The 24,657-nt window shown below is 34.2% G+C and carries 19 protein-coding genes; 10 read left to right on the top strand and 9 right to left on the bottom strand.

Translation table 11 applies throughout. The features are described 5' to 3' along the window. Window positions 1–4: 4 nt before the first annotated feature. From DZ60_RS0110315 to DZ60_RS0110295, 4 genes are all read left to right on the top strand, one after another. The gene (locus tag DZ60_RS0110315) at window positions 5–1,420 is read left to right on the top strand and encodes a GH1 family beta-glucosidase (RefSeq protein WP_025741997.1); all 1,416 of its coding nucleotides are present in this window, start codon (window positions 5–7) and stop codon (window positions 1,418–1,420) included. Between the two features lie 774 nt (window positions 1,421–2,194). Beyond that, complete coding sequence (locus tag DZ60_RS24195; protein WP_025741995.1) at window positions 2,195–4,510, top strand: carbohydrate-binding protein; 2,316 nt, start codon at window positions 2,195–2,197, stop codon at window positions 4,508–4,510. 265 nt (window positions 4,511–4,775) lie between these two features. Next, complete coding sequence (locus tag DZ60_RS0110300; protein ID WP_025741994.1) at window positions 4,776–5,315, top strand: hypothetical protein; 540 nt, start codon at window positions 4,776–4,778, stop codon at window positions 5,313–5,315. Between the two features lie 10 nt (window positions 5,316–5,325). Beyond that, window positions 5,326–5,817, top strand: coding sequence for a nuclear transport factor 2 family protein (locus DZ60_RS0110295; protein ID WP_025741993.1), 492 nt, complete (start codon window positions 5,326–5,328; stop codon window positions 5,815–5,817). Window positions 5,818–5,998: 181 nt separating this feature from the next. Here the strand turns inward: DZ60_RS0110295 and DZ60_RS0110290 are convergent, their stop codons facing one another. The 6 genes from DZ60_RS0110290 to DZ60_RS0110265 all read right to left on the bottom strand — a co-directional run bounded on the left by DZ60_RS0110290 (window position 5,999) and on the right by DZ60_RS0110265 (window position 13,648). After that, window positions 5,999–7,099: an Ig-like domain-containing protein gene (locus tag DZ60_RS0110290; RefSeq protein WP_025741992.1), complete on the bottom strand. Its 1,101-nt coding sequence runs from the start codon at window positions 7,097–7,099 to the stop codon at window positions 5,999–6,001. 137 nt (window positions 7,100–7,236) lie between these two features. Beyond that, on the bottom strand, window positions 7,237–9,642 hold the full coding sequence (locus DZ60_RS0110285; protein WP_025741991.1) for a TonB-dependent receptor: 2,406 nt from the start codon (window positions 9,640–9,642) through the stop codon (window positions 7,237–7,239). A gap of 4 nt (window positions 9,643–9,646) precedes the next feature. After that, the gene (gene recO, locus DZ60_RS0110280) at window positions 9,647–10,363 is read right to left on the bottom strand and encodes a DNA repair protein RecO (RefSeq protein ID WP_025741990.1); all 717 of its coding nucleotides are present in this window, start codon (window positions 10,361–10,363) and stop codon (window positions 9,647–9,649) included. Between the two features lie 36 nt (window positions 10,364–10,399). Then, window positions 10,400–10,939 (bottom strand): DUF4136 domain-containing protein, encoded by a 540-nt coding sequence (locus DZ60_RS0110275; protein WP_025741989.1) that lies wholly within the window; start codon window positions 10,937–10,939, stop codon window positions 10,400–10,402. Window positions 10,940–11,064: 125 nt separating this feature from the next. Continuing rightward, window positions 11,065–12,408, bottom strand: a complete 1,344-nt coding sequence (gene gdhA / locus DZ60_RS0110270) for an NADP-specific glutamate dehydrogenase (RefSeq protein ID WP_025741988.1) — start codon at window positions 12,406–12,408, stop codon at window positions 11,065–11,067. A 100-nt stretch (window positions 12,409–12,508) separates the two neighbouring features. Next, the gene (locus DZ60_RS0110265; RefSeq protein WP_025741987.1) at window positions 12,509–13,648 is read right to left on the bottom strand and encodes a cystathionine gamma-synthase; all 1,140 of its coding nucleotides are present in this window, start codon (window positions 13,646–13,648) and stop codon (window positions 12,509–12,511) included. A 794-nt stretch (window positions 13,649–14,442) separates the two neighbouring features. On the opposite strand from DZ60_RS0110265, the gene DZ60_RS22885 reads away from it, so the two are divergent. Further along, the gene (locus DZ60_RS22885) at window positions 14,443–15,093 is read left to right on the top strand and encodes an RsiV family protein (RefSeq protein ID WP_025741986.1); all 651 of its coding nucleotides are present in this window, start codon (window positions 14,443–14,445) and stop codon (window positions 15,091–15,093) included. Window positions 15,094–15,130: 37 nt separating this feature from the next. Here the strand turns inward: DZ60_RS22885 and DZ60_RS0110255 are convergent, their stop codons facing one another. Beyond that, complete coding sequence (locus DZ60_RS0110255) at window positions 15,131–15,595, bottom strand: DinB family protein (RefSeq protein WP_025741985.1); 465 nt, start codon at window positions 15,593–15,595, stop codon at window positions 15,131–15,133. Between the two features lie 143 nt (window positions 15,596–15,738). On the opposite strand from DZ60_RS0110255, the gene DZ60_RS0110250 reads away from it, so the two are divergent. Together DZ60_RS0110250 and DZ60_RS0110245 are read left to right on the top strand one after the other, a co-directional pair. Continuing rightward, a complete protein-coding gene (locus DZ60_RS0110250) occupies window positions 15,739–16,086 on the top strand; it encodes an arsenate reductase family protein (RefSeq protein ID WP_025741984.1) in 348 nt (115 codons plus the stop codon). Between the two features lie 6 nt (window positions 16,087–16,092). Then, window positions 16,093–16,983 (top strand): DMT family transporter, encoded by an 891-nt coding sequence (locus DZ60_RS0110245; protein WP_025741983.1) that lies wholly within the window; start codon window positions 16,093–16,095, stop codon window positions 16,981–16,983. On the opposite strand, the gene DZ60_RS0110240 is transcribed toward DZ60_RS0110245, so the two are convergent. Beyond that, complete coding sequence (locus tag DZ60_RS0110240; protein ID WP_025741982.1) at window positions 16,980–17,456, bottom strand: acyl-CoA thioesterase; 477 nt, start codon at window positions 17,454–17,456, stop codon at window positions 16,980–16,982. The genes DZ60_RS0110245 and DZ60_RS0110240 overlap by 4 nt on opposite strands. 150 nt (window positions 17,457–17,606) lie before the next feature. Then, window positions 17,607–19,097, bottom strand: coding sequence for a DUF6973 domain-containing protein (locus DZ60_RS24190; protein ID WP_051477625.1), 1,491 nt, complete (start codon window positions 19,095–19,097; stop codon window positions 17,607–17,609). Window positions 19,098–19,531: 434 nt separating this feature from the next. On the opposite strand from DZ60_RS24190, the gene DZ60_RS0110230 reads away from it, so the two are divergent. The 3 genes from DZ60_RS0110230 (at window position 19,532) to DZ60_RS22875 (ending at window position 24,604) form a co-directional block, all read left to right on the top strand. Beyond that, window positions 19,532–20,533, top strand: a complete 1,002-nt coding sequence (locus DZ60_RS0110230) for a bestrophin family protein (RefSeq protein WP_025741980.1) — start codon at window positions 19,532–19,534, stop codon at window positions 20,531–20,533. Beyond that, the gene (locus tag DZ60_RS0110225; RefSeq protein ID WP_025741979.1) at window positions 20,533–21,498 is read left to right on the top strand and encodes a YheT family hydrolase; all 966 of its coding nucleotides are present in this window, start codon (window positions 20,533–20,535) and stop codon (window positions 21,496–21,498) included. The genes DZ60_RS0110230 and DZ60_RS0110225 overlap by 1 nt, the downstream gene beginning before the upstream one ends. Before the next feature lie 187 nt (window positions 21,499–21,685). Further along, a complete protein-coding gene (locus tag DZ60_RS22875; protein ID WP_025741978.1) occupies window positions 21,686–24,604 on the top strand; it encodes a M4 family metallopeptidase in 2,919 nt (972 codons plus the stop codon). The last annotated feature ends 53 nt before the right edge of the window (window positions 24,605–24,657 follow it).

Below are 24,657 nucleotides of genomic sequence, written 5' to 3'. Positions count from 1 at the left end.
TAGTATGAATACATTTCCAGATGACTTTATATGGGGCACGGCCACTTCATCATATCAAATTGAAGGTGCAGCCGCAATAGATGGCAAAGGACCTTCTATTTGGGATGCTTTTTCAGGTATTCCCGGAAAAACACACAGAGGAGAAACAGGAGAAATTGCCTGTGATCATTACCATAAATTTAAAGAAGATATCCAGTTAATGAAAAATATGGGAGTAAAAGCCTATCGTTTTTCAATTGCTTGGGCAAGAATATTTCCTACAGGAAAAGGAACTGTTAACGAAGAAGGTATTCAGTTTTATTCTGATCTTATTGATGAACTAATAAAAGTAGATATTGTTCCGTGGGTAACATTATATCATTGGGATTTACCATTAGCGCTACAGTTAGAGGATGATGGTTGGCTTGGGGAGACTATCTCCGACCATTTTGCAGCGTATGCCGATCTATGTTTTGAGCGTTTTGGGGATCGTGTAAAAAACTGGATTACCTTAAATGAACCTTGGGTAGTGGCTATTCTAGGATACGGACAAGGAGTTTTTGCTCCGGGTAGAGTATCTACATCCGAACCATATTTGGCCGGACATCAATTAATTTTAGCACATGCCAAAGCAGTACATGTATACAGAGAAAAATATAGTCATCAAAAAGGACAGATAGGAATTACTAATAATTGTGATTGGCGAGAACCGCTAACAAATAGCGAACAAGATAAGGAAGCTGCAGAAAGAGCGCTTCAGTTTTTTCTAGCTTGGTTCGCAGATCCAATCTACAAAGGTGATTATCCTGAGGTGATGAAAAAAAGACTAGGAGATAGATTACCTACTTTTTCTGCCAAAGAACAAAAAATGATCAAAGGAACTTCTGATTTTTTTGGACTGAATCATTATACAACCATGTATGCTGCTCATGATGATGGAACGGCAAAAGAACGCAGTGTGTATGGAAATGGCGGTATTTCTGAAGATCAAGATGTAGATTTATCTTTGGACGAAAACTGGAAACTCACCTTGATGAATTGGGCCGTAGTGCCTTGGGGTTGTAAAAAAATGCTTGAGTGGATAGATCAACGATATGATCATCCTGATATCTATATTACCGAAAATGGATGTGCATATCCTGATGAGCTTGTGGACGGAAAAGTTGATGACCAAGAGCGCTTAGACTTTTACAAAGGATATTTGCAAGCCTGCCAACAAGCTATAGAAGAAGGAGTCAAGCTAAAAGGATATTTTGCATGGTCTTTTATGGATAATTTTGAGTGGGCTTCTGGATATGATAAGCGTTTTGGCTTACATTATGTAGATTTTGATACTTTAGTACGAACACCAAAAAACTCTGCACTCTGGCTTAAAGAAGCCATAAAAAATAACAGTGCCGATACTATTTTGGAGATATCAGATAAAATTAAATCTATTTAATCAAGTATTGATCCTCAACAAAATCACATATAAAATTGCTCTCAATCCAAAAAAAATATTTCTTATAGATGGTTTGGGAGCAATTTTATCAGCTTTTTTATTAGTCGCTATCGCAATATATGAGTCGCTCTTCGGAATGCCCGCCGAGACTCTCTACATTTTAGCAGTGATCCCCTGTGTCTTTGCCATATATGATTTCAATTGCTATAACCAAATTAAAAAGAATCATCAGTTTTTCTTAAAAATTATCATCTGGGCGAATCTAACCTACTGTTTTGTATCAATTGGTTTACTTATGTATCACTATAAAAAAATAACAGCGTTAGGATGGACTTATTTTTTTCTGGAAATTGTTATAATAAGCATTCTTGTTTATGTTGAAATGAAGATTATGCATCACCTATCTCGCAAAAATTGATCTTTTGCGCCGATTTTAACAAGTAAATTGACGTAATATATCTAATGAATACTATGAAATAATAAGGATTATCCTACTTCCCGTTCTCTTTTTCACTTCCTCAAATGTTTTCGTATTCAACTACAATCCTTTTTCAGGTACTTCATCGAAAAGTCAAAAAAGTAAGCTATAGTTTTAATAATTTTGAAGCGGTTCCAGTGATTAATTTATTTAAAACCTACACACAAAAATCTACTTAAAATAGAGCGGGTATTTATTTTGTTTACCGGCAGAAGCATTTCTAGGCCAACTAAGCCTCACTTGTAAAATAATTTGAAAACACAGTTCAAAAAAAGTAGTTCGAAAAACCTTACATCATGAAAAAATTACTCCCGCTTCTATTCACCATTATTATACTAGTCATCCCTGATCGTATTATATCTCAAAAGTCATATGGAGGGAAAAACCCCAGAGATATACAAGAAACAGCTTGTCTTAGTTCAGAACAACGGAAAAGCATATTCGATCTTCTTTCAAAAAGCAGGGCTTCACTTAAGAAAACGAATAAATACCATACAATTAAGGCAAATCAAACGGTACAATTTATATGGCCGGTAGAACAAGCAGCAGGGTTTGATTATAATAGTACTTGGGCGATTTCTAATTATGTAGATCATGATTCGGCAACCAATAGTTTAAGCGATTATAATTGTGGATCGAGAACCTATGATACCACTAGTGGATATGATCATAAGGGTATTGACATCTACACCTGGCCTTTTAGCTGGCAGCAAATGGAAGATAATCAAACCCATATTATTGCCGCAGCGACTGGTCAAATTATCTATAAAAATGATGGTAGTTATGATCAAAATTGTTCTTTTAACAGCAGTTTCTGGAACGCCGTATATGTCGAACACGCCGATGGTTCGGTGAGCTGGTATGGTCATATGAAAAGTGGAAGTCTTACTTCAAAAAATGTTGGAGACACGGTGGCACAAGGAGAATTCTTGGGGGTTATAGGAAGTTCTGGTAACAGTACAGGTCCTCATTTACATTTTGAAACCTATGATGCTAACAACAATCTTATTGATCCTTATGAAGGACCCTGTAACGACCTAAACGAAGATAGCTGGTGGGTTGACCAAAAAGAATATGTAAATCCAAAAATCAATACCATTCTTACCCATAGTGCCGCTCCAGAGTTCTATAATTGTCCGGGAATACAGGATCTGAATATTGAAGATCAATTTGACCCAGATGATCTTATCATCTTTGCAGGGTATTTTGCAGATCAGCAGACAGGTACCAACGCAGAGTATTCTATTTATACACCATCAGGAGATGTATTTTATAGTTGGACTCAAAACTTTACCAGCGATTACTATTCTTCTTACTGGTATCGCAGTATTTCAGTTAATGACGAAGAAGGTCAATGGACGTTTGAAGTGTCCTATAACGGACAAACAGTAACCAGAACATTTATTGTGGGTTCTGTTAGTATTCCTAATCAAACTGCATATACAACTCATACCATACCCGGAATTATTGAAGCAGAAGATTTTGATAATGGAGGAGAAGGAATTTCTTATACAGACACAGAGACTAATAATAAAGGGAAAGCCTACCGAACCAATGAAGGCGTAGACATAGAAACAACAGAAGACACAGATGGTGAGTATAATGTAGGTTGGATCAATGACAATGAATGGCTAGAATACACAATCAGTGACGTACAATCTGGATCTTATGAAATCTCTTTTAGGATAGCAGCCAAAAATAATATATCCTCATCAATTGAGGTTACATTAGGAAATGCGTATTTAGGAGAAATAGCTATTCCTCAAACGGGGGATTGGCAGATTTGGGATACTGTCACGCTATCAGGCATCGATTTAACAAGTGGAACTAATGACATCCTTAGATTAAAAATTAATGGAGGATCTTTTAATTTAAATTATATAGAGTTCAAAGCTGAAAACATAACCAGCGACATTCCGATCGGAAAATACATTTCATTGCAAAAAGGTGGAGGAGATCAATTATATGTTGCTGCAGAAGATGCTAATAACAGGCTTATTGCAGATCGAACACAAATAGGTGCCTGGGAAAAATTTCTAGTAGAAGAACATCCCGACGGGGGAATTGCTCTAAAGGCTTTTGCAAACGGTTTATATGTAACTGTTCCGGATCTAGACGCACAATCAGCTGTAATGCCAAGAGGAGAAAGTAAAGGAAGCCAGGAAAGATTTGAATGGTTATCAATGGGAGATGGTATGGTGGCTCTCAAAAGCGTTCACTCAGGAAAATGGTTGCAAGCTTCGTGGAACGAGAATGAAGGTATTGTTCGGGCCCGTGGTAACAATAGTCTTACTTGGGAAACCTTTTATTGGAAAGAAGAAACTGTTCAAAATTCAGGATCAGGCAGCGGCGGTGCTATTAAAGAAGAATCAGAGAGCATGATCCTATATCCTAATCCATCCAAGAAAGGAATCTACTTGCAAATCCCAAAAATAACTTCTACATCAAACCCAACGTATTATATATACAATAGCATAGGTAACATAGTAAAAAGTAATACAATAAAAGAAACCCAAGAGATTATAGATATAAGTCAGTTAGCTCAAGGAGTATATTTCTTGCATGTTCAAGACGGAAAAATCACCTATCAAAAAACATTTGTGAAACAATAACACAAATCTCTGTAATGTTAAATCAAAGATATGCACTGAAGCAAAACCGAAGGATTTAGTTAGTACATAAAGAGTAATTTAATATTTAAAAAAGACCATCTCCTTCTTATGATAAGAGATGGTCTTTTTATATTCTAGTGAGGATTGAGTAAAAAAATACATTTTATAGCGATTGAAAAAGTATAAATCACTTCATTAAATAAAAAATAAAAATTGCCATAAATACGCTATTTTTGAGTCTTTTTAAAAATCAGTATACTATATCATGAGAATATTTGTTTTTTTTATCACTGTTACTATACTACTTTGCACTGGATGTAATAATGAAACTGTTTCTACAGAACAGAAAACAGAACCTATTGCAAAATTAGATAGTCTGTCAAAAGAAAAAATAAAAATTGAACTCCTAGAGCTGTCTCCAGAAGCAGAAAAAAGTCTCGAAGACTTTGAAGATTTTCAAAACCTAAGAGTCTTTATTAAATCTCTAAATACTGCAAATCCTTTCTTCGTTAATCAGCATACGGATAGCCTTGATCTTCTAATCATGACTTTTGAAGAAAATCTATCAACAGATCTAAAGAAAAACACAATAAGCTCTCGAATTAACCTACTGCATACAGAATCAGGTTTATTAAAATTATTAGCTGAAAAGAAGCATCCTGATTCTAAAAAAATTATGGCAGCCAACTCAAAACTGGCAATAGCATATAATAGCTTAATCATTCAATTAAACGAACTGTCACTCGCAATCCCAGAGAGTATAGAAAAAGAATTATTACGAGAATTAGAAACTGAAGAAGAATAAAACACCTATTATGCGCTTTCTATTGTTATCCTTTCTTCTCTGCAATTACTGTTTTTCGCAACAAGACATAACGGATATTACTACTGTTGTAGAAAAGTGGCATAGTGCTGCAGCAAATGCTGACTTTGACACCTATTTTAATTCTATGACAGAAGACGCCATTTTTATTGGTACAGATGCCACAGAAAATTGGAAAAATGATGAATTCAAAGCTTTTTGCAAACCATATTTTGACAAAGGCAAAGCTTGGAGTTTTTCTACCTTGGATAGAAATATATATGTCAAAGACAAAGCAAAATTAGCATGGTTCGACGAGCTCTTGGATACACAAATGGGAATATGTCGTGGTAGTGGAGTTTTAGAAAAAACGACAGTAGGATGGAAAATAAAGCATTATGTATTATCTATAGCCATTCCTAACGAAAATGTAAAAGAGATCACAGAACTCAAAAAGGAGTTTGACACAAATTTGATTGAGAAACTAAAGGCTCATCAAAAATAGAATTTAATGCATTAGATTCAATTAAAGCTTTTTAATCTATACAAACAATGTAAAGTTCATAGACTACTTAAAACAGATTGACTATATTCATCTATCTAAAAAAAGCATTTTAATTACAGCTAATATGAATAAGGTGATTCTTAACCCTAGGCATTATTACATACACTTTTTTAAACAATGGTTATTCAAGTTTACAATTCCCTGATGCTATATCCGATTCTGAAGGGTTAAAGCTATTGTCCTTCGGCTGATTAAATGTACCAAAAACACCATCAGAAGAAATTAAGGGAACTAAACCACAAAAATCGTATAAAGATGTATTTTCATTAATCTTTACGAATCCTTCAACAGATAGAAGATTTGAAAGTGGTGTCAAATTTTCAATTAAGATATTATCTACGATATTTAAAACACCTTCAATGCTTTCGAGATTGTCGAGCCCTATCAAATTTGCAAGTTTTTCGTTACCAATTATGTATAACGATTTTAATAATTTTAAATGGTCTAAATCATTAATCTCCTCTAAGTTCTTATTTCCTTTTAGATAAACACTTAGAGATGAATTTTCATTTTTTGGAAACCCTTTCAAATTTTTTAAATTAGGATTAAATGCTATATCAATCCAACCTCCGTCTATTTTTAGGTTTTCTATACCTTCTAATGATTCTAAAGTGAGATAGTAAATTACTAAAGTTCTTACAGAGATAAGTTTTTCTAAGGGAGTCAAATCTGTAACTTCGTATGATGAGGCTATCGAAACATCTCCTATACTAAAGACTCCATTTATTTGCACGTAGCCCTTGTCAATAAAATCTTCTAATTCTTTTTGACTTAAAACTTGTACATCTCCTTCATAAATATTGCTAACTCCTTTACCATTAAGAGAAATCGATGGTGAAACACCAGTGGTATTACTAGAAAACTCAATATTACCAGAGTACTCTACTTCTTCAACTGGAGAGAAAGTAATAGTTAAATACTTAGAGCCATTAGGTGAAATTTCTGCATTTAACCAATTGGCTGAAAAACCATTTGGTAGAGAAATGTCAGTAATTTCTAAAATAGAATTTCCTTTATTAAATATTAAAATAGAATCCTTTGCACTTATTAATTTCACCACATTTTGAAAATTGATATCATCTTTATTACCATCAATTTCAATTAAACGGGTTTCATCTATAGATGGTTGATTAATTTCTTCTTGTGGAGCTGCATTGTCTTTTTCGCAACTCAGAAATATTACTAATATAATTAAAAGTAGATTTAGGTTAATTTTATTCATGAAGTAGAATATTATTCTTGTTAATAGATTGGCTTAGGGAGCATATTGAAATTATCCTAAAGAAATCGCCACATAATAGTACTGCAAAAATCGTAAAATACAATATATTTCTCAATAAGTTCAGATAGAAATTCCGTCTATAACGCATATTTAAGAGAAAGGACAAAATTTCTTCCGGCTCCAGAAATTCCTGAAGAATATGGACGGTAACGCTGATCCGTAATATTTTCTAAAGAGAGAATGGCATTTAACTTCTTGGTCACCTGATACTGTGTCCTTAAATTAAGTGTGTACCAAGATGGTGCATAAGGATTCCCGTTTTCGTCTTTGGCATACAGAAAATCGTTGCTTTGTTGTGATGGTGCCAAATCTTCATAACTAAAAGCCCCATTATAAACGGCAGATGCATCAAAAGTCCACTTAGGTAATTTATAGGTAAAACGTGTTGTCCCAAATTGAGGAGACACATGTCTTGACGGTGCAATTGTACCATCATCTAATTCTTCTTCTCCTCCGGTAAACGTATATTGAGAAGCAAGTGTACAGTTCTTAGAAAAATTATAGTTAACTCCTGCCTCGAATCCATAAATAAAGGCATTGGCTGCATTCTGAATTGCTTGCACATTACTCAAAACCCCATTATATTCTATTTCTGTATCACCATTGAGGTCAAAATCTCTTCTTACCAATGCATTATCTAAGTGCGTATAATACGTTGCTAATTCTACAGAAAACTGCTTACCAAAACTTGCTGTCAATCCTAGTTCTCCGCTATATGCATATTCTGGTTTCAAATCGGGATTAGGAACCACCACAGATCCTTCTTCAGAATCAAAAATCTTCCCTACATCATCTATATTTGGTGCTCTAAACGCAGTAGAAAAATTAAATTTCCATTGCAATATATCGTTGGGCAACCAACTTAAACCTGCAGTTCCTGTAACGGCATCAGTATCGATATTTGCCTCTGTAAACGGGAAATCAAAAAACTCATCATCAAATTGAGAATAAAGTATAATACGATTGTATCTTAATCCTCCCTGAAATCTTAACTTTTCGCTTAGTTCATGTTTTATACTAGAGTATATTGCTGCAGATTGCCATGTAGAACCATCTGGATATCTTGACGGAGCATCAACAACTTCATTAGTATCTATATCAAGTTCTGTACCATCAGAAAAGACATGATTAAGTACATATTCTAATCCGTAGTACAAGGTGGTTTTTTCACTGAACTTTTTTTCAAAGTCGATATTCATAGAATAGGCATCTACCTGTTCTTGTGTTCGTGATAATGTAGTACTCTGAAAGTCTCTATCATTCCTACTTTCTTCAAAGTATTGATAGGCAGCAGTAATCTTCATTTTATCATAAATTCCTGATTTGGCTTTATGTGTTACATGTACATTACTCATGAACCACCGCTGAGGTCCATAATACCATTCGGCAGAACGCAATACTTCATCACTATATCGAATTAAGCGATCATACCTAGGATAATCTGAGGTAGTGGTATATAATAGGCTTGCATTAAAGTCCCAATTTTCGCTAGGCATAAATCGTACTTTCTGTAACAAATTGATTTGGCTATAGCCTGTAAATTTTTGTTCTTCTGGATTTTCATTTTGAACAATTACATCGACTCCATCAACAGTTTCAACATATTCATTTCTAAGGTAATCATCAGACCCATGACTTCCCATTTCTAAATCATCAAAATCGGTATAACTTGCACTTGTTAAGAGGGCCCATTTTTCAAACCCTAAATTAAGATCTACATGTCCCGTCCTTTCGTTACTAGCGGTTGCATATCTTGCAATAACATTTCCTTCTAGAGCATGTTTACCTGTTATTGCAAACTTGGGTTGGGCAGTATAGAAATTCATAACTCCTCCTACAGCATCACTACCATATACTACAGAGCCTGGTCCCAAAATAACTTCTGTTCTATCGACAGTAAAAGGATCTATAGATATCACATTTTGTACATTTCCACTCCTAAAAATAGCGGTATTCATACGCACTCCGTCAACTGTGAGTAACAATCTATTTGTTGAAAAACCTCTTATAATCGGGCTCCCACCTCCTAATTGACTTTTTTGTACAAACACCTGTCCACTACTTTGCAAAATATCTGCAGACGTTTGAGGCGCCGATAATGCAATATCATTTGCAGAAATACTGACAATTTTCTGCGAAATGTCTTTCTTATCTTGTTCCCATTTTGAAACAGAAAGAACGACTTCAGAAAGTTGATTCTCATCGGGTTCTAAATATACTTTTCGTACTGCTACAACTTTGGTCTTCGCAATATTTGTAGTTGTATGAGAAATATGGGCAAAATATAAAATTTCGTCATCAGAAAAGTCAGAAACATCAGCAATTCCATCAAAATCTGTTTCGGTAATTATCGTTTTTCCTTTATTGTAAATTGCCACATTAGGAATGGGCTTATTATTAGATGCGCTATATACCGTTATTTTTTGTGCCTCTGCAGGAAGCATAAAGAATACTGAAAAAAAAAGTAAGATAAATAACCGCATTATTCTAATTAAAAATTTCGTTCAAAACCGAAAGTGATTTTGGTTTTCTAAAACCGTGCAAATGTAACTCAAAATATACTAATAGCATAGTTAGGATATCACTTCGTACACTCTTCGAAAGCCTAATATTCATACATGCCTCAAATGTTGTGCCTAAAAACTTCTTAAATTGAGTGATATGTTCTCCTTCTACACAATATGTGCTACTTATTGACTGAAAACCTCCTTCTAGCATATTAAAATAAGGCAGCTGTATATGGGATATATCAGGGTAAAAGCCGAGGTACTGTGTAAGTTTTGTTAAGAACGTAATATGAAAATTACCAATAGTGGTATTGGTATCTAACCAAATCAATGAAGATTCTAAGAACTCATAAAGGGCCTTATTTTCTTCTTCTTCCTGAATCGAATTTTTGATCATCTCAGAAATAAAAAAAACCAATCCACTTTTTACTGGATCTGCATACAAGGTTTTATATACAGTCAGTACTTTTGCTTCCTTAATTCTTTCTAAGGTTCCTTTATCTTTATGAAATGCCTGAATCTCTAATATGGTAAGTGGTTGAAACAAAGACGCTCGAAGTTTTCCCCGTTTTGACTTAAGAACACCGCGAACCAAATACGATCGTAAACCACTGGTTCTGGTAAATAGCGTAACGATTAAGTCTGATTCTGCATATCGCAGCGAGTGAACAACAATGGCCGGTGAATTAATTATCATAATATTGCAAAAATAATTAAATCAAACCCCAAGGCATTAATTTCTATTACTTTTCTTAGACTGTGGGGGGTACTTTGCCAAAGACTTTTTTATTATTTTTTGAAAAATAATCGTTTGTGAATTGGGTGCTCCATTAGGGTTAAATCTTCTTTCTGTAATAGACTGCCAAACCAATTCGTTTTTAGTGACATCTATAAGATCCGTAGTTAATTCTAAAAAAGTTGCTGGCCCTCCAATGGCTATGTCGCCTCCAATACCTATTGCTATTCCGCCACCGCCACTTCCAACTCCTACTCCTATTCGATTCTGAGAGGGTTCTTTGATAATGGTACTTTTAAAATTTATGTAAATATCAGGTGTTTCTGATTTTTCGAATCCTTTTGTAATCATGATAGTATCCATAACTTCAAGTAACCTATTATGATTTAATTCACTTAATCCAGAAACCATTTCGGGATAAAAATTATAGGTTTTGTATACAGAAAAATCTTGATGCTCATCAAAATCATGTACCGCACTTGTTACTCCGCATGAGATACATATAATTAGAAATAGCAAAAAAGATATGTATTTCATTCTAAAAATTAATTTCTATAAAAATATGGAACAAAACCTAAATAATCTATTCTTATCCATTTCTCTATCAAAAAAACCGTTTAGATATTTTCTAAACGGTCTATAATTTATTTTGATCTATTTTGTTATATCACTCCTTGTGCTAACATTGCATCTGCAACTTTTACAAAACCAGCAATATTTGCACCTTTTACATAATCGATATATCCATCACTATTGGTTCCGTACTTGAGACAGGCTTTATGAATATCTTCCATAATTTGCTTAAGTTTATCATCAACTTCTTCTCGAGTCCATTTATAGCGCAACGAATTTTGGGTCATTTCTAATCCAGAGGTAGCAACTCCTCCTGCATTAGAGGCTTTACCAGGGGCAAAGAAAATTTTGGACTTATGAAAGTATGTAATGGCTTCTGGAGTACTTGGCATATTAGCTCCTTCACTGACACAGATACATCCATTTGCTACTAATTTCTTCGCGTCATCGCCTGTTAGTTCATTTTGTGTTGCACAAGGTAATGCTATATCACATTGAACACCCCATGGGGTTTGGCCTTTAAAAAATTTTGCATCAGGATATTTCTCTACGTACTCTTTGATACGTCCTCTTTTTTCATTTTTAAGCTCCATCACATACGCTAGCTTTTCTTCATCAATTCCTTGTTCATCATAAATATATCCTGAAGAATCTGATAATGTGACTACTTTTGCACCTATCTGAATTGCTTTTTCTGCTGCATACTGAGCTACGTTTCCTGAACCAGAGATCACTACTGTTTTGTTTTCAAAAGAATCGCCTTGGGTAGCTAGCATATTTTGGGCAAAATAAACAGTACCGTACCCTGTAGCTTCTGGTCGAATAAGTGAACCTCCCCAAGTAAGCCCTTTACCTGTAAGTACACCGGTAAATTCATTTTTCATTTTGCGATACATCCCAAATAAGAATCCTATTTCTCGACCTCCTACTCCGATATCTCCAGCTGGGATATCCGTATTTGGCCCAATATGTCTATACAATTCACTCATAAAACTATGACAAAAACGCATAATCTCATCATCGGATTTACCTTTTGGATCAAAATCTGACCCTCCTTTACCACCGCCCATTGGTAACGTTGTCAAACTATTCTTAAACACTTGTTCAAAAGCCAAAAATTTAAGAATACTAATATTTACAGAGGGATGAAAACGCAATCCACCTTTATAAGGTCCTATAGCAGAATTCATCTGAATTCGATATCCTCTGTTAACATGAATTTCACCTTTATCATCTACCCAAGCAACTCTAAACATAATTGCTCTTTCTGGTTCAACCATTCTTAACAGAATATTCTTACCATTATAAATTTCGTTTGAAGCTATGTAAGGGATGACAGTCTCGGCAACTTCCTGAACTGCTTGTAAAAATTCAGGTTCGTGAGTGTTACGAGCCCGCACTTCTTCCATAAAGGTATTTATTTTTGCCTGCATACGCGAATTGATTATTAAATTCTTAATAACTACTTAGATTACTTTCTCAAATATATGATATTCTTAAAAAAAGAATTTATTTTTTTGAATTTAATAACATTTAACCAATAGCTTGTTCTAAATCCTCTATTAAATCATCTATATCCTCAATCCCTACGCTTAACCGTATTAAGGCATCTACGACTCCTGTTTTTTCTCGTTCTTCTTTGGGTATAGAGGCATGTGTCATACTAGCAGGATGTCCTGCAAGACTTTCTACTCCTCCTAAAGACTCTGCCAAGGTAAAAATCTTTAAATTTTCGACAATTTTAATTGCACTTTCAAAATCACTTCCTTTGGTAACAAATGAGATCATACCTCCATAATCATCCATTTGTTCTTTTGCGATCTGATGATTTGGGTGATCTTCGAAACCTGGCCAATATACTTTTTCTATTTTGGGATGATTTTTAAGATAGGTCGCTATTGCCCTACCATTTTCGCAATGACGTTGCATTCGTATGTGCAAAGTTTTAATTCCTCTAAGTACTAAAAAACTATCTTGTGGTCCACAAATAGCACCGCTTGCATTTTGTATAAAATATAATCGTTCTGCAATTTTTTCGTCTTTTACCACCAAAGCTCCCATAACAACATCACTATGTCCGCCTAAATACTTTGTCGCGCTATGCATTACTATATCTGCACCAAGATCCAACGGTCTTTGCAAATATGGGGTAGCAAATGTATTATCTACGGCCAATAGCAAATTGTTTTTCTTTGACACTTCGGCAATTGCTTTAATATCAACAATATTCATCATTGGATTTGTGGGAGTTTCTACCCAGATTAACCGTGTGTTTTTCGTAATGTATTGGGCTACCTTATCTGCATTTTCCATTCCTATGAAATGAAACTTGATTCCGAAATCTTCAAATATCTTAGTAAATAATCTATAGGTTCCACCGTATAAATCATTAGTAGAAATCACCTCATCTCCAGGTTTTAACAACTTAATTACTGCATCGATTGCTGCTAATCCTGATCCAAAAGCTAAGCCAAAAGTTCCATTTTCGATACTAGCAAAAGAATCTTCTAGTGCTTTTCTGGTAGGATTATGAGTCCTACTATATTCAAACCCTTTATGCCCTCCTGGTGTCGTTTGTGCATAGGTAGAGGTTTGATATATTGGTGGCATCACCGCTCCGTATGCGGGATCATGTTTTTGACCCCCGTGAATTGTTTTGGTATTAAATTTCATATACTTTATAATATTATCAAGTCCGTCGTCAAACTTCGCGATTTATAACATAAATCATCATTTTATTATGAGTTTATTAACGTGCAAACTTTTTTTTAAAGGAGTTTAATTAATTTTTAAGAACACAAATAGTACACAACAAATTTAGGATTAAATTCTTTCTAATCATATGCTCTTAAGAATAACGCAGAATCCTGTTTTCATGTAGGGCAAACATATCTGTATTTTGAATATGATTCAAAATGGGTAAACAAGTAAAATTCTTCTCCCAATACATTACAATTTCATACCTGTTTTATCTTAAATTTATTCAAAAAAACAAGCATCGCTATTGTTACTGTTTATTCAATAAATTAAAAATGAAAGTGTTTTATATACAAAAACCCCACGATATCTCGCAGGGTTCTCAAACACATTATTCACCTTATAACTACTATGTACTTATAAAACTTCAACTTACTTTTAAAAATTACTTTAGAGACGTATATATTTCGCCCTTCAACTAAAATAATCATGGCAAAGTAACATCATAAATCGAATGTATACTACCCTGTTTCCCGTAAAAACACCCCCCTTTTTTCAGGTAAACTATAGCTGTTTAGAAATAACTTATAGATATTTGACATCACCCTTTAAGTTTGTTATGGTATCTATATATTTGGCATATGATCAACACTAAAAATAAAACATCAATAATACTACTGTTATTACAGTCATTCATTTTACTTTTCTCATTAGGTTGTTCCAAAAAGGAATCACTGTATTTTGAGATCGTTGAGATCAATACAAAATCGATGAAGAATTGTAATGAAGTTGAATGTGCTTTGGTGGAGATTAGTTTACCCAGTATCCTTAGTAATCACGAACTTACCAAAAACATCAATAATGTTATCGAGAGCAGTGCTTCTAGAGCGTTAAGTGATGATAACTCTACAGCTATTTCTTTAGAAAAAGTAGTTCAAGATTTTGATATCGAATACCATAATATCAAAAACGAATTTCCCGAAGAGACCTCTCAATACGAAGCGTCTATAGATGGGTTCGTAAGTTTTCAGAATGAAAACCTCGCTTGCATTGAACTACAGTCGTATCTCTTTAGCGGTGGTGCTCATGGCTATGCAAATATTTCATACATTAATATAGATACAAGAACAGGAGAAAAGATTTCGAATTTGGACTTACTAAAAGAGGTTGAAGCTTTCAAAAACTATGCAGAAAATGTATTCAGGAAAGAATACAAAATCCCAGAAAACGAATCTATTAATAGTACTGGGTTCTTTTTTGAAAAGGATACATTTGCATTACCTTCTGCAATTGGGTTTACAAAAGAAGATGTACTACTCTACTACAATCAATACGAAATAAGTTCTTATACAGAAGGAGCTGTAGAGTTAACTCTAAACAAAGAAAAAGTTGCTCATTTTTTTGCTTATGACATTAAATAAGTACGTCCAATTGCCCTTATTTATCCAGAATGAGTTTTTAAGACATATTTAATGATTTTCTAAGTGCGAGAATATACCCCAAATGAATCCCTTCATGAAAGTTATTAAAATTGATAGCATCCTCTACAGATCGTATAATAAACCCTGGACTTGTTTCATATGCCTTATAATTTATAAAAACACCCTTCTTTAGATCTTCTTCTGTTTGATCAATAGTAGTCAACAAAAGTTCTTTTACATTAGCTACCTCCTCTGCCGTTGCATTTTTTTCAGTTTTTGTTCCTTTTCGATATAAAACAACCATCTCATCATCGATCATCATAGGCAATCCACTCAACTTATACATCAGTAATTGCTGCGTAACAATTACATGAGCAATATTCCAGAATAAATTATTATTAAAGCCTTCAGGAACTTCATTCAGTTGTTCTAATGAATAGCCATCTAGTATCTTCTCTAGCCCTTTTCTGTTAATACGTGTGATTGTTATTGGATCTTGCATTGTATTCTTAATTTTTAGCTAAAAATATATCTTTTAATGCTAAAATGGATTTCCTTTGTGATGATTTTTACACTTTGTGCCTAAAGCTTAACTCAATTTATTAGATTCCCTTTTTTAAAAAAACACTCTATAAACAATTACTTATGAAAAAAATATATCATCTATCTACCTGCGATACCTGTAAACGTATCATTAAAGAACTTAATCTCTCTTCTGATTTTACTTTACAAGACATCAAAACTGAAGAGATTACGGATGATCAAATTCATGAAATGCAAAGACTTTCTGGGAGTTATGAGGCACTTTTTAGTAAACGTGCCCGATTGTATAAAGAACGTGGTTTAAAAGATCAACAACTTACAGAAGAAGACTATAAAAAATTAATTCTAGAGCATTATACTTTCTTAAAACGTCCTGTATTAATCATCGAAGATCAAATTTTTATTGGTAATGCTAAAAAAACGATCGAAGCAGCAAAAGCGATCTTATAATATATAATGAGTAAACGAAGTCTTGCTTTTTGTGCCGCGAGTCTTGCGGCAGTTTTCTATGCTGCAAATTATAGTATCGCCAAAGATGTGATGCCCCATTTTGTGCAACCTTTCGGTTTTATTGTATTGAGAGTTCTGGGAGCAGGTTCATTGTTTTGGTTGGTAAGTTTTTGGGGACCCAAGGAAAAAATAGAAAAAAAAGATTACCTACGCATATTCGGAGCCGCCATATTTGGTGTTGGTATCAACATGCTTTGCTTTTTTGAAGGGCTTAATTTAACTACTCCTATAAGTGCCTCGGTTATAATGACCACAGTACCTATCTGTGTATTGATTTTGTCAACCATATTTCTAAAAGAAAAATTAAGAACTCTTAAAATTATAGGAATTCTTATTGGGCTTTCTGGAGCTTTGCTTATCATAGTTTATGGCAAAGGGAATAGTACTACTGCTCCTAATCCCCTGTTGGGAAATCTACTAGTTTTTGTAAATGCCGCATCTTATGCCATCTATATTATTTTGATTAAAACTATTACACAAAAATACCACCCCTTGACTTTTATCAAATGGATGTATACTTTGGGGTTATTATTTGTGTTACCATTTGGTTATAATCAACTTACGGAAATGCAAGTACATACAATTCCTATATCTGGGTATTTAAAAATAGGCTATGTTCTGGTATTTGCCACTTTTGGTACATACATTCTAAATATTTTTGCTATCAAAGAACTTAAACCAACAACAGTCGCTGTATTTATATATGTTCAACCCTTACTAACTTCAATGTTTGCAATTGGGTTCGGCAAAGACACATTAGATTTTATCAAAATCGGTGGGGCAATACTAATTTTTACGGGTGTATATTTAGTAACCAAAATACCTAAAAAACCTTAGGTAAGGTCAACGGGGATTTTAGCAAACTTTCGCGTATCTTCTTTTGTTAATATTTTAAAGTTTTTAGGACGTTCTATCGTATCTAAGATTGATAGCATTTCTTCAGGTAATCCGATGAGTTTTCGAGACCCTAAATCAATCCAGGCACCCATCATTTCGCAACGTGCCACATTACGACCTTTATAGTCATAGTAATTATGCTCAAAAGAGAAAAACATCCCATCCTCGCTCAAACCCACTAGCTCCAAAGAAACTCTAAGTGGTTTCCCAGCAAAAACTTCCTTAAAATAATAAATATGTTCGTAGAACACTACCGGACCGAGATTGTACTTACCAAATGTTTTATGATTAAATCCATTCTCACCCAAAAAAGACATTCTGGTATGGGCTGCAAACTCTATATATGCTTTATTAGCCAAGTGGCGATTCGCATCAATATCATTCCATCTTATTTCAAATTCTTTTATATACATATCCTATAGTTTCTAGATCTATAAAAATACGAAACATATATTATGCATGCACAACATATATAGATGAAAAATTCAAAAAAAATAAACACAGTATATAATGGTAAATCTTCTTCTTATTCGCTTCATACGAATAAGAAGAAGACGATCCTTTTAGTCTATATTATAACAAGCAGGTCCTGATGTTATCAAACAGCTATTTGGTATTGAAATAGGTATTTTGATCAAATTATTCGGACTGACCCAAATAATAGTATATGGCTCCAAATTATTAGCAATACACTCAGAGTCATCATATTCACCTTCTGGCAATGCAACATCTGGAGCTATTGTACCACTAAAATATACCACGATGTTATCGCTGGTATTTCGGATTCTATTCCATATTTCAAAAGGGACTTGATCTCTACTTAATAAATTGTTTGGAAACGCACTACTTTTAGTTTTAACAATAAAACAACTTTTTTCATTTACATAGGTATAAATTGCTGATTTAAGACTTGAGGTTGACGGTCTATTAAGCCCAACCGTAGCCCATAATACTTTTCTATATGAAGTCTTACTCACCCAAACATCTCTACCGATTTTATTATTATGATAATCCATTTCCTTACTATCCAAAGGATTTGTACCACATTCTTCATAAGAATCTCCAACGGCTTTGGCAAAATTTACAGAAGAAACTTTTGAGCTTACTGATGGATAATAATTAGCCAACAATGCATTAAATAACATATGCCTGTATGCGTCCTCTCTAGTGTTCGAAGATCCACCCTCTGCCTCACTAAACATTTCTTTTGAGGAAGATTGTGCTGTCAACGCTGCAGTCCCCATAGCCACTGTATGCACAGCTGACGTATATCCTTTTAATTTAACTTTTGCATATGTACATGCCTTATCATAATACGGTCCATCGTATCCTTCAAGGGCTTTTTGACTTGCATTTTTTAATTGTGTTTCTTTGATTTTGTTTACAATACGCTCTTCATTATAAGCTATATTTTCTAAAACAACGTACTCAAAATTAAGAAGGTAGTATTCATTAATAAGCTCAATATTTTTGGCAATCTCTTCTTCACTAAGTGTAGAAAAATCACTGCGTATCATTTCCCAATTATCTTGTTCGCTTTTTTCAATTTCGCTGTCGGCTATTGCAATGGCTTCTTCGATTAATGCATCAACGTCCTCTATATATCCAAGCCTTAATAATTCTTCTCTTACTTCGGGAATAAGTTGATCCTGTCTTAACTTCTCTTTTAGTAAGCTATCCATATTATTCTCAGATTCGTTTTTCTGAAAAGGAAACTCATCATATACCTCAAGAGCACTTTCGGCAATCATGTCTGTATCTGGCAGTGTAGAAGCAACTTCTTTTTCAGAAACTCCTAAACTTTTGTTTGCCTTTGATTTTTCGGTATTATAAAAATTGAGCAAAGATTCTTCGATATCTTCTGATTCTAATTCCTCTATAGAAGCAGAAAACCTATGATTTACAGGTATTCCTTTAAAATACTGAACTTTAATAGTATTTTCAAAAGTTTCAATGTCACCGACTTCATTATTTTCTATTTCTTTTTCACAAGAAACAAATAGCGCCAAAGACACTACTAAAAATAAAGGTTTGCATGTTTTTCTAAAATTCATTTTGATTGTAATTCTTTTATTTTTAATTAATTTTTCTGAGAATCTATACTGAATAACAGTATACAAAGTCTCAATCCCCTTGTATATGTATAATGCAGTTTTTATTTTTTTAACAGATCATTTTGAATTTACACACCCCAAATCCACCGCAAGCAACTAGAAATCAAATAAAAAGGTGCACTAAAAAAATAATTGATTATACAAAAATGTCATTTTTAACTTTCTAGATTATTAGCATGATCTAGTATAAAATAGCAGCTACATAAATAAAGAATCGTGTATTCACTTAAACAAATAAATAGGAGGGTAAATAAAGATGCTTGAAAACATCAAGAATACTAGTACGTGAGCGTAAACTCAGTAAAAAACTAATTTTAACCCACACAGTGTTGCCAAAACTTCTAGGTATTCTTATTTTTAAGCAAAAATGGCCTATGTATATTAAACGCAATATTAGTTGGAAAATAATCTTACGGTTTGCTTGGAGAAATATTGTCTTCTTTACGCTCTATACCGCGGGTATTTTCTCAGTATACCATTTTTTAGATTGGAAATTTATAGATATCCCTTTTCAACCTCTTAGTCTGATAGGTATTGCGGTTGCGTTTTACATAGGATTTAAAAATAGTCAAAGCTATGATCGATTTTGGGAGGGTCGAAAAATATGGGGTGGCATTGTAAATTATAGTAGAACATGGGCAAATCAAGTACTGAGTTTAGTCAACGAAAATCATGAAACCAAAAAAGTATTGATCTATCGACACATTGCATGGATTAATGCACTTAGGGTACAGTTAAGACAACCCAACTCTTTTTCTATAAAAGAAAATGCTTCTGTAGAACGACTTTTTAAAAAACATGGAGAACAAAATCCTGCATGTACCAGCACCAGGAATTTTTTGTCAGATAAAGAATATCAGGATCTATTAAAACGAAAAAACCCTGCAACTCATTTAGTAAAAAACCAAGGGTTGCACCTTAAAGAATTGCTAGAAAAAGATAAAATTACTGAGTTTGACAAGCAACTATTTCATGGTGTGTTAGAAGAATTATACAACCTTCAGGGAAAATGTGAACGTATAAAAAACACCCCTTTTCCTCGTCAATATGCCTATTTCAGTACTGTTTTTACGTGGATATTTGTATTGTTACTTCCTTTTGGATTGCTCAATGTCTTTGAAAACGAACTCAATGAGATGTCTCATGAAATAAAACAATGGTTTATTTTTATGATGATTCCGTTATCAGTATTAGTTTCTTGGATTTTTACGACTATGGAAAAAGTTGGAAGCAATAGTGAAGACCCCTTTGAAGGTAGAATTAACGATGTGCCCATGACCGCTCTTTGTAAAACAATAGAAATTGATTTACGTGATATGCTAGATGAAGAAAATCTACCAGAAAAAGAAAAACCAAAAGATAATATTCTGTATTAATGCCAATCGTTTCTTCAGAGTACAGACCGCCATTTTTATTTAGAAATGGCCATGTTGCTACAATTTATCCTAATATTAGAAGGTATGTACAAGGAGTACATCAAAAAAGAGAACGGATTAACCTATCAGATGGAGATTTTATTGATCTTGACTGGAGTTATTGCCATACACATTCGTCTAAAAAGTTAGTAATAATTATTCACGGTCTAGAGGGTAATGGACAAAGGCAATACATACTTGGCACAGCAAAACACCTTAACAAAAATGGTTGGGATGCAGTTGCAATTAATTTACGTAGTTGTAGCGGAGAAAATAATCGCCTATATAAATCCTATCACGCTGGAGCGAGTGAAGATATCGAACAATGTATCCATCATATTATCAATCGAAATTCTTATCCCCAAATAGGTTTATGTGGATTTAGTCTAGGAGGGAATATAGTACTTAAATATTTAGGAGAAGACAGAACGATACCCAAAGAAATAAAAGCTGCAATAGGAGTTTCTGTTCCGTGTGATCTCTACAATTCTCTTTTAGAAATTAATAAACCACAAAATTATATCTATCAACAACGCTTTATACGTCATCTAAAAACTAAACTTTACGAGCGGCAAACTATATTTCCTGATCAAATCAGTATTGCAGATATTAAAGACTGTAAATCTCTGATGGATATTGATAATTTATACACAAGTAAAGCGCATGGGTATATAAATGCAATGGATTATTATACAAAATGTAGTAGTTTACAATATCTAAAAAACATTAGAATCCCTTCACTCATTCTAAATGCCAAAAACGATTCTTTTTTAGGAAACTCATGTTATCCGATAATCGAGGCACAACAAAATTCAAAAATATTTTTAGAGATTCCGAAATATGGTGGTCATGTGGGATTCTACACTACTGGAGAAGCATACTACAACGAAGTTAAAACCTTGGATTTTTTTATGTCTCAAGAATAAACTTACGGTTAAATAAGGGATTTTTCCTACTTTAACAAAAGTTAACACTTTATTAAGTTTCTTTTAAATTCCTTTTTTTGTCACTTAATCGAAAAAAAAATATAGATATCAACAATATATCTTTTTTGCATTTTTTTTAAATACCTTTCATTTAATAACATAATACACAAACTCAAACTCAACAAAAATGAAAAAAAGTTACAAAAGACTCAGTCTTCTGGCAGGACTTGGGCTGTCATGTTTCTTTGCGATAGCACAAGAAAAAAACCAAAAAAAAAGTGAAAATTTCCTACAACCTCCTGGTCTAATTATTCTGGATAAAGTAGCCTCACAAACAAAAAGCTCTCAAGATATTCTTAAACAAAACCTCAACCTAAGTGAAGGAAATACATATTCTCAAATAAAACAAAGGGTTGATCAATTAGGTTTTACGCATGCTAAACACCAACAATATTATAACGGTATAAAAGTAGAGTTTGGTGAAGCTACAATTTCATCAAAAAACGGGATTCCTAGAACACTACAAAGCAAAGCTTTTGATGTTAGAAACCTAAAAACAGCACCACTACTTTCTGAAGCTCAAGCACTGCAAAAGGCTTTAGCACATGTTGGAGCAACCAAATATATTTGGGACACTCCACAAGATGCCAAATTAATGAATTATAGTCAAAAAGCAGCGTTAGTTATACTACCTAATCTACAGAATCCCTCTGAGGCAAGCTTGACCTATAAGTTTGATATTTATGCACTTTCACCAGTAAGTCGATCTTATATTTACGTAAATGCAGAAACTGGTGCTATTGAACTAGAAAATGCAATTATAAAACATCTAGGAGCTCATAGTAACTCTTCAAAGCACCTTAAGACAGTACCCCTAGATAATGACTGTAGTACCGAAAATACAATGTACCTACCTTTTGCATCAGGAAGCGCAGCAACCCGATATAGCGGTACCCAAACCATAACAACACGAATCGTTGGCAGTACATATGCACTTCGAGATAATACAAGAGGGAACGGTATTAATACATATAATAGCGGAACCAGTACTGGTTATCCATCGACAAACTTCACTGATAACGATAATATCTGGACAGCCGAAGAGTTTGATAATTCGGCCAAAGACAATGCTGCATTAGATGCACATTGGGGAGCAGAACAAACCTATGATTATTGGCAATCTGTGCATAATCGCAATAGTTTTAATGGCTCAGGAGCTGCTATTAATAGCTGGGTGCATTATGATGACAATTATGATAATGCTTTCTGGAACGGAAGTGTAATGACCTACGGTGATGGATCTTCTAATGGCAATGAGGGAAATGGAAATTTTGATGCCTTGACAAGCCTCGATGTGGCTGCGCATGAAATAGGTCATGCAGTGACCACAAATACAGCAAACCTAGTATATCGTTATGAATCTGGAGCCTTAAATGAAGGGTTCTCTGATATTTGGGGGGCTGCCGTAGAATATTATGCAAAAGGAAATGGAAATTTTTCGGATGCCGTTTGGCTAATAGGTGACGAAATCGATAGACGTAGTGGATCTGCTGCATTACGATCCATGAGCGACCCTAAGTCCTTGGGATATCCAGACACCTATCAAGGAACTAACTGGAATGGGGGAAGTAGTGATAATGGTGGTGTTCATACAAATAGTAGTGTTCTTAATCATTGGTTCTACCTAGTAACCGTAGGAAGTAGCACAACAGATGGTATAAACGACAATGGAGATTCTTTCTCTGTTACAGGAATTGGAATAAATAAAGCAGAATTAATAGCGTTCAGAACACTGGATGTATACCTGACATCGAGCTCTGATTTTGATGATGCTCGAGCTAGTGCCATTCAATCTACAATAGATTTATATGGAGCAGGAGGAACAGAAGAAATTGCCGTTACCAATGCATGGTATGCTGTTGGTGTTGGTGACGAATATGGTGGTGGCGGTAGCGGCGACTCATATTGCACCTCAGAAGGTAATAGTGTAGCCGATGAATATATAAGTAATGTGTCTATCGGAACTATAAATAATTCTTCTTCAGCCAGTAGTGGTTATACAGATTATACGTCTATTTCTACAAACCTAGGAAAAGAAGAAACATATAGCATTACAATTACACCTACATGGACCGGAACTGTATACAGTGAGGGATATGCCGTTTGGATCGATTATAACCAAAATAATAGTTTTGATGATGCTGGTGAATTGGTATGGAGCAATGCTGCTTCTCAGTCCACATCTGTAAGTGGATCATTTACTATATCTTCCTCTGCAATTGATGGAGAAACCAGAATGCGTGTTTCAATGAAATACAATGGTATCCCCTCCTCTTGCGAAACGTTTAATTATGGTGAAGTAGAAGACTACACTGTAATTATCGGCAATTCTGACGGAGGTGGCACAGATACCCAGAATCCAACAGCACCCACCGGATTAGTAGCTTCAAATATTACAGATACCTCTATAACCCTTTCTTGGGATGCATCTAGTGATAATGTTGGTGTAATCGGATATGATATCTATCAGGATTCCTCACTACTAGGAGAAACCTCGAATACAACTGCAACTATTAATTCATTGTCTTCAGGAACCACATATCAATTTAGTGTAAAAGCTAAGGATGCTGCCGGTAATGAATCTAATTCTAGCAGTTCTATTAGTGTCACTACAGAAGATGAGGATGGCGGTGTAGACATTTGTGATGGTATAGAAGAATGGGATAGTTCTGCAAGTTATTCTGTAGGTGACAAAGTTACCTATAACGGAAACCTATATGAAAGAACTTTCTTTGGGTGGACAAACCTTGGACCTTGTGACGCAGCCTTCTCTTTTACAGGGTCTACGACCACATATACTAAAGCGCCTCCTGTTGGTAACCTTAGAATTACTGAATTTAGAGTATACCCTGTTCCTTTATCAGGATCAGAACTTAGTGTAGAATCATCAGAAACTAGAATTCAAACATATACAATATTTAATATGTTAGGTCAGGTAATGGATAAAGGTACATTTACAAATACTATAAATGTTGAAAAATTGAATAACGGATCTTACTTTCTAAAAGTTGGTACTGACGTCAAACCATTCATTATCAAAAACTAAAAACCACATAAATACCTACGAGCCCGTCATAAACAACAACCAATGGCGGGCTT

Origin of the sequence: Aquimarina pacifica, from assembly GCF_000520955.1 — a bacterium.
Lineage (GTDB): Bacteria > Bacteroidota > Bacteroidia > Flavobacteriales > Flavobacteriaceae > Aquimarina > Aquimarina pacifica.
The sequence above is the reverse complement of the archived record's forward strand: the minus strand, read 5'-3'. Positions and strand labels throughout refer to the sequence as shown.

Excerpts from the sequence above, each read along its gene's own strand:
- recO (WP_025741990.1), bottom strand. The coding sequence starts at position 10,363 with ATGATAATTAATTCACCGGCCATTGTTGTTCACTCGCTGCGATATGCA.
- DZ60_RS0110265 (WP_025741987.1), bottom strand. The coding sequence starts at position 13,648 with ATGAAATTTAATACCAAAACAATTCACGGGGGTCAAAAACATGATCCC.
- DZ60_RS0110315 (WP_025741997.1), top strand. The coding sequence starts at position 5 with ATGAATACATTTCCAGATGACTTTATATGGGGCACGGCCACTTCATCA.
- DZ60_RS24190 (WP_051477625.1), bottom strand. The coding sequence starts at position 19,097 with ATGAATTTTAGAAAAACATGCAAACCTTTATTTTTAGTAGTGTCTTTG.
- DZ60_RS0110290 (WP_025741992.1), bottom strand. The coding sequence starts at position 7,099 with ATGAATAAAATTAACCTAAATCTACTTTTAATTATATTAGTAATATTT.
- DZ60_RS0110300 (WP_025741994.1), top strand. The coding sequence starts at position 4,776 with ATGAGAATATTTGTTTTTTTTATCACTGTTACTATACTACTTTGCACT.
- DZ60_RS24195 (WP_025741995.1), top strand. The coding sequence starts at position 2,195 with ATGAAAAAATTACTCCCGCTTCTATTCACCATTATTATACTAGTCATC.
- DZ60_RS0110275 (WP_025741989.1), bottom strand. The coding sequence starts at position 10,939 with ATGAAATACATATCTTTTTTGCTATTTCTAATTATATGTATCTCATGC.
- DZ60_RS0110225 (WP_025741979.1), top strand. The coding sequence starts at position 20,533 with ATGCCAATCGTTTCTTCAGAGTACAGACCGCCATTTTTATTTAGAAAT.
- DZ60_RS0110295 (WP_025741993.1), top strand. The coding sequence starts at position 5,326 with ATGCGCTTTCTATTGTTATCCTTTCTTCTCTGCAATTACTGTTTTTCG.
- DZ60_RS0110230 (WP_025741980.1), top strand. The coding sequence starts at position 19,532 with ATGTATATTAAACGCAATATTAGTTGGAAAATAATCTTACGGTTTGCT.
- DZ60_RS0110255 (WP_025741985.1), bottom strand. The coding sequence starts at position 15,595 with ATGCAAGATCCAATAACAATCACACGTATTAACAGAAAAGGGCTAGAG.
- gdhA (WP_025741988.1), bottom strand. The coding sequence starts at position 12,408 with ATGCAGGCAAAAATAAATACCTTTATGGAAGAAGTGCGGGCTCGTAAC.
- DZ60_RS22885 (WP_025741986.1), top strand. The coding sequence starts at position 14,443 with ATGAAGAATTGTAATGAAGTTGAATGTGCTTTGGTGGAGATTAGTTTA.
- DZ60_RS22875 (WP_025741978.1), top strand. The coding sequence starts at position 21,686 with ATGAAAAAAAGTTACAAAAGACTCAGTCTTCTGGCAGGACTTGGGCTG.
- DZ60_RS0110240 (WP_025741982.1), bottom strand. The coding sequence starts at position 17,456 with ATGTATATAAAAGAATTTGAAATAAGATGGAATGATATTGATGCGAAT.
- DZ60_RS0110285 (WP_025741991.1), bottom strand. The coding sequence starts at position 9,642 with ATGCGGTTATTTATCTTACTTTTTTTTTCAGTATTCTTTATGCTTCCT.
- DZ60_RS0110250 (WP_025741984.1), top strand. The coding sequence starts at position 15,739 with ATGAAAAAAATATATCATCTATCTACCTGCGATACCTGTAAACGTATC.
- DZ60_RS0110245 (WP_025741983.1), top strand. The coding sequence starts at position 16,093 with ATGAGTAAACGAAGTCTTGCTTTTTGTGCCGCGAGTCTTGCGGCAGTT.